Raw genomic sequence first — 3,082 nt, forward strand, 5'->3', positions numbered from 1 at the left:
GGTGCTTCCTCGCCGGCCGCCTGCGCCGGCAACGCCCGATCGCGCCCGGGCACTGGATCTGCTGAAGGAAGTAATGCGCCGGCACCGGAACGGTGGCCAGCATCTCGAGCTCAATGCTGCTGGATCTCTCGCCCGGGGTGGCCACGGCCACCGATCACACCACTGCCCTGATGAACCGGGGTGCTTCTCCGCCGGCGGCCGGCCACGCCCGATCGCGCCCGCGGCGCTGGATCTGCTGAAGGAAGGTGGCGCCGGCACCGGAACGGTGGCCAACGTCTCGATGGAACTCTTTCTTTACGCAGGATGGTCAAACCGGTCTAACAACCACTCGTATGCAGATTTCAACATCGAAAAAAACATGAGAACTATAAATGAACGTATTGTAAATATTCCAAAAGCAGCAATCAGAGTAAGAAAGGCCGAATTAATAGATTCAACATGGAACATTTCATTGAATATGGGTATCAAATTTTCGGTTCCTTCCCATACGGGAAGAAATAGCACGAATAAAACGAAAATCCAAAATAGATTTCCCAAGATTATTTTTTTTGTGAAAAGTGGCTTATCGTTCTCACTCACATTCTTTTCACTTTCGCTTATTTCCTCTCTGTTGTTGAACGAAAAAATCAGTAAAGTAATCGCTCCAGCAAGACCAATAGATAATGCAACTGACAGTGCCATTGTAGCCATAAAAACTTCAGGAGAGTTAGTTTCTACAATAACGCCCGATTGCCCAACTATAAAGTCAAATATGTATTCGCTAATTCCATAATGAACAAGCACCATGCCTAGATTGAGTCCAGCGCTTATTACAATGAGCGCCAAGAAAAAACTTCCCATTTGATCGCCTCCTGATTTATGAAGTCTGATTAATTCTTTTGGACACAATAAACGCCCTTGTTTTCCTTCACGAATCTGCGCAACTCCGGGTGATCTTCTTTAGCAGCCCAGGCTTGAATCAGATAGAGCCGCTGAGCGCCATCGTTATCCAGTATTGTTTCACAGCGCTTGACAGCATTTGCCAAGCTGGTTCTTGTAGCGCCAACTTTCTCTGCTGCCCTGTACAGCTCCAATCCATTTACCAGAACGTCATGCGCACCATGCACCAGTGCAGATGATGGAGGTCTTCGACTGCCTTCAAGCATGAGCGGAAGGCATTTCTGCCAGTCTGTCTCTGAATAGCGATGTTCTCTTGAGCGTGTCACGAGCCTTGATCCTGTTTTTTGGCAGGGCTTTCATGCCGTGGCGATAAAAACCCTGCCCGGGTTTGTGAAAAAATTAGCGCTTTTTAAATTGCTTCAGCCCGTTAATTGCTATGCAGCCAGCTAGCCCGATGCCGAAAGCAATAAAAAGATTGCCGGAGATCCAAAGAGCGGCACCAAATAACACGACCGCTTCCAGACCAGAAACAACTACCCTGGCAGTTGTGGTGTCAGTAAGCATCAGCATAATTCCTGTAAGCACCGCACCAACGCCTGCAGCGACATAGGCTGCCAACGTGAGCGTGTCTATCCATGGAGGAATGGCGGAGTCTTCCATGTCCTCGAATGCCTTGAGCAGTAACGGGACCGCTATAACAACGAAAGTGGCCATCGCAGGCTTTAACCATCGATCGTTGCGTTCAAAAAAATCGGATGATTCGTTTAAATGTTCATCCTGCTTTTGAGTATTCATGACGTTTACCTCGATCTTGCTTGTTTGATGGGGCTCAACAGTTACCGATCTAGCAAGCGTTCCGCCAAAATCTGTTCGTGATCCTTCCAGATACACCCATAACCCGCCTCACAGCACAGAATGGCCCATGGTCCGTACCCGATCGATTCTCTGTCCTCGATGCATAGCTGTAGCTCGGAACTCCCTGCCAAGCCGATCAGGTCGGCAATATCAGCCAACGTGTAGGCTTGGCATTGTCTGACCCTGAGCCGGTCAAGCACATGCTTGATTTCGTGGCCCGTGGGAGGCAGCCAGCCCTGGGCATGTGGAAGCAATGACTGCGGGCTTACATCGCTGTCGATATTGTAAAGGCTCACGCTTTCCATTCTTTTCTCCTTGAATACAGGAGGGCCACGGGGTCCGTGGCCCCGTGACTTAAACCATGCCGCGCTCGGCCATACTTACGATTTCGCTGGCACTATCGCCAACAACAAAATGGTCCAGCACACGAATATCGATCAGTGCCAGCGCCTCTTTTAGACGCTCTGTGATGCGCCTGTCTGCGTCGCTGGGCTCTGTCACTCCACTCGGATGATTGTGAGCGAAAACTACGGCGCCGGCGTTGCGAGCCAGTGCTGCCTTGACGACTTCGCGCGGGTGGATGGCCGCTGCATCGATCGTGCCGCGAAACATGGATTCGAACGCGATGGCGTGATGCTGGGAAGTCAGAAAAAGAACGAAAAACTCTTCATGCTCCAGCTCAAGAGCGCCCAACTGCAGGAGCAGGTACTGCTTCACCAGCTCAGGTTTGCTCATGGCATCGCCACGTTTGAAAGCGCGATCTTCGATCAAGGCCACAGCCTGGTTGATCAAAGTACGCTCTTCTTTTGTAAATTCTGGATGAAGGTTCAAAACCATACTCCTTTTGCCTTGGTTCCGGGCGCGGTTGCCGCCGCTTGTGCCCGGTGGCCAGCCCCTCGCTGACCACATACGCATTATCGGTCATTCGACCTTTTGTGTCAATACTCCCGTCATCTTATTTATCAATGAAGCGCTGATTTCATAAACACCTCATCACGAACTGTGGACTTCCCCGGCCAATGCTAATTAACCGGGGAACGTAAAAACTCAGGGTGTAATTGCAGCATTTCCAATCAGGAAAACACCGCCCACGGCCAGAAAACCAGGTATGTAAAACCCAGGATTGATGCCTCGCCGACGCTCAGCACACATAACGCCAAATATCAGCCCTGCCATGACAAGCAGTGATATCCCGATCAAGAACTTCATCACGATTCTCCTTTAACCAATTCCGGGCGCGGTTGCCGCCGCTGGTGCCCGGTGGCCAGCCCCTCGCTGACCACCCCTGTATTATCGGTCATTCGACCTTTTGTGTCAATACTCCCGTCATCTTATTTATCGGATGATT

General features: G+C 50.7%; 5 protein-coding genes and 1 pseudogene. 1 reads left to right on the forward strand and 5 read right to left on the reverse strand.

Annotation, left to right across the window (positions count from 1 at the left end; all coding sequences use genetic code 11):
- A partial coding sequence (locus tag C8D72_RS17620) for a hypothetical protein (protein ID WP_211308887.1) occupies positions 1-772 on the forward strand: 772 nt, incomplete at its 5' end.
- Positions 773-869: 97 nt separating this feature from the next.
- Here the strand turns inward: C8D72_RS17620 and C8D72_RS17475 are convergent.
- The 5 genes and pseudogenes from C8D72_RS17475 to C8D72_RS17575 form a co-directional block, all read right to left on the reverse strand.
- Entirely contained in the window at positions 870-1,205 is a 336-nt protein-coding gene (locus C8D72_RS17475) for a hypothetical protein (RefSeq protein WP_147301576.1), read from the reverse strand.
- Between the two features lie 73 nt (positions 1,206-1,278).
- Positions 1,279-1,674, reverse strand: a complete 396-nt coding sequence (locus C8D72_RS17235; protein ID WP_115855703.1) for a hypothetical protein — start codon at positions 1,672-1,674, stop codon at positions 1,279-1,281.
- A 41-nt stretch (positions 1,675-1,715) separates the two neighbouring features.
- Positions 1,716-2,039 (reverse strand): hypothetical protein, encoded by a 324-nt coding sequence (locus tag C8D72_RS17240; RefSeq protein ID WP_115855704.1) that lies wholly within the window; start codon positions 2,037-2,039, stop codon positions 1,716-1,718.
- A gap of 49 nt (positions 2,040-2,088) precedes the next feature.
- Positions 2,089-2,481 (reverse strand): annotated as a pseudogene (locus tag C8D72_RS17245) (JAB domain-containing protein); the annotation flags it as partial.
- A gap of 300 nt (positions 2,482-2,781) precedes the next feature.
- On the reverse strand, positions 2,782-2,943 hold the full coding sequence (locus tag C8D72_RS17575) for a hypothetical protein (protein ID WP_170140647.1): 162 nt from the start codon (positions 2,941-2,943) through the stop codon (positions 2,782-2,784).
- Positions 2,944-3,082 lie beyond the last annotated feature (139 nt).

The organism is Kushneria indalinina DSM 14324, from assembly GCF_003385845.1.
Taxonomy (GTDB): Bacteria; Pseudomonadota; Gammaproteobacteria; order Pseudomonadales; family Halomonadaceae; genus Kushneria; species Kushneria indalinina.